Below are 1,678 nucleotides of genomic sequence, written 5' to 3'. Positions count from 1 at the left end.
GCGATCGTCGCCGTGGCCCTGCCCGGTGCCGCCCCCCGGGTCACCGCGGAGCCGCCGGCCGCACCGGCGCAGGTGCAGGCGGAGGTCTTCAGCCAGCAGCCGTCCCCCTCCGCGTCCTCGCCGAGCACCTCGCCGAGCCCGAGTGCGTCGCCGACCCCGACGCCCTCGCCCAGCCCGACGCCGAGCCGCACCCCGAGCCCGAAGCCGACCCCGACGGCCACCCGCAGCAAGAGCCCGAGCCCCGACCCGAGCACGCTCAGCATCAAGCAGCAGGTCGTCCAGCTGGTCAACCAGGAGCGCAGCAAGGTCGGCTGCACCCCGGTGAAGTCCGACGACAAGCTGGAGCTCGCCGCGCAACGGCACTCCGACGACATGGCCGCGCGGAACTTCTTCGACCACACCAACCCGGACGGCAAGGGCCCGCAGCCGCGGATCGACGCGGCGGGCTACAAGTGGAGCAGCTGGGGCGAGAACATCGCCCGGGGCCAGCGCGACGCGGCGGACGTGATGAAGAGCTGGATGGACAGCCCCGGCCACAAGGCGAACATCCTGAACTGCGGCTTCACCGACCTGGGCGTCGGCGTCCACCTGGGCGAGGGCGGCCCGTGGTGGACGCAGGACTTCGGCTCGGCGCCCTGACCGGCGCCGCGGGGCCGCCGCCCGGCCGTGCACAATGGACGGGCCCCGGACACGCCGGGGGCCGACACCGGGAGCTGCCGTGAGCGAGGCCGTCCGCGACGAGAAGACCAAGCGCAGGGCGATGTTGATCCGCGCGTCGATCTACATCGCGGGCACCCACCTGTTCGCGGGCTTCGTGATCCTGCTGTTCACCCTGGGCGGGCGGCACTGAGCGCACGCCTCACGGCCCGGCCCCCCTTCCTCCGGGGGGCCGGGCCGCCGGCGTCCGGTACGGGTGTCAGCCGACCGCGGCGAAGCCGTTCGCCCAGAGGGAGTTGACCTTCCGCTTCTCGGTGGAGTTCGGGTAGGGGTTGGTGCAGGAGGTGCCGGGGCCGCCGCCGGACATCAGCTCGCTGCACGGGCCGGAGTAGTGGTCGGGCAGGCCGAGCACGTGGCCGGTCTCGTGCGCGGTGACGCGCAGCGAGCTGTACTGCCGGTTCTGCGCGTAGTCGAGGAAGATGTAGCCGCTGCCGTGGCCGTCGGTGCTGGCGTAGGAGCCGCGGGAGTCGTTGCCCTCGTAGTAGCGGAAGTCGGCGTTGCTGCCGGAGCGCAGCTGGACGTTGCTCACCGAGCCGTTCCAGATCTGGGCGCTCTGCGAGATGACGCCCGCGAAGGACGGCGCCCGGCTGGCGTCGTAGGTGACGACGACGGCCTTCAGGTAGGGGTGGGCGGCCTGCTTGGCCAGTGCGGACTTCATCACGGCCTGGTAGAACGCCTTGTTGCCGGCCTCCTCGGCGGCCGTGCCGGCGTAGCCCGCGGACGAGGTGTAGCCCTGGACGCCCTGCTGGACGGGGGCCTTGGCGGGGGCCGCGGAGGCGGGTGCCGCGGCGGCGCCGGACGCGAGGGCCAGGCCGAGGGCAGCGGCGAGCACGGTCATGGAGCGGTTCATGTGGGGGACTCCATTCGCGGGTCCCGGGGGCCGTGGGGAGGCCCGTCGGGACACGGTGACGGTTGATGCACCGAGCTTGGGGCAGCGTGGGCGGGCCGCGGAGATGCCAAC

The 1,678-nt window shown here is 73.2% G+C and carries 3 protein-coding genes; 2 read left to right on the top strand and 1 reads right to left on the bottom strand.

Features of this window, described 5'->3' with window-relative positions:
• A partial coding sequence (locus ABZ641_RS36245; protein WP_359988744.1) for a CAP domain-containing protein occupies positions 1-639 on the top strand: 639 nt, incomplete at its 5' end.
• Between the two features lie 79 nt (positions 640-718).
• Positions 719-850 (top strand): DUF6126 family protein, encoded by a 132-nt coding sequence (locus tag ABZ641_RS36240; protein WP_344628058.1) that lies wholly within the window; start codon positions 719-721, stop codon positions 848-850.
• 66 nt (positions 851-916) lie between these two features.
• On the opposite strand, the gene snpA is transcribed toward ABZ641_RS36240, so the two are convergent.
• On the bottom strand, positions 917-1,567 hold the full coding sequence (snpA, locus tag ABZ641_RS36235; RefSeq protein WP_344628059.1) for a snapalysin: 651 nt from the start codon (positions 1,565-1,567) through the stop codon (positions 917-919).
• Positions 1,568-1,678 lie beyond the last annotated feature (111 nt).

Origin of the sequence: Kitasatospora sp. NPDC007106, assembly GCF_040634455.1 — a bacterium.
GTDB classification, from domain to species: domain Bacteria; phylum Actinomycetota; class Actinomycetes; order Streptomycetales; family Streptomycetaceae; genus Kitasatospora; species Kitasatospora arboriphila.
The sequence above is the reverse complement of the archived record's forward strand: the minus strand, read 5'-3'. Positions and strand labels throughout refer to the sequence as shown.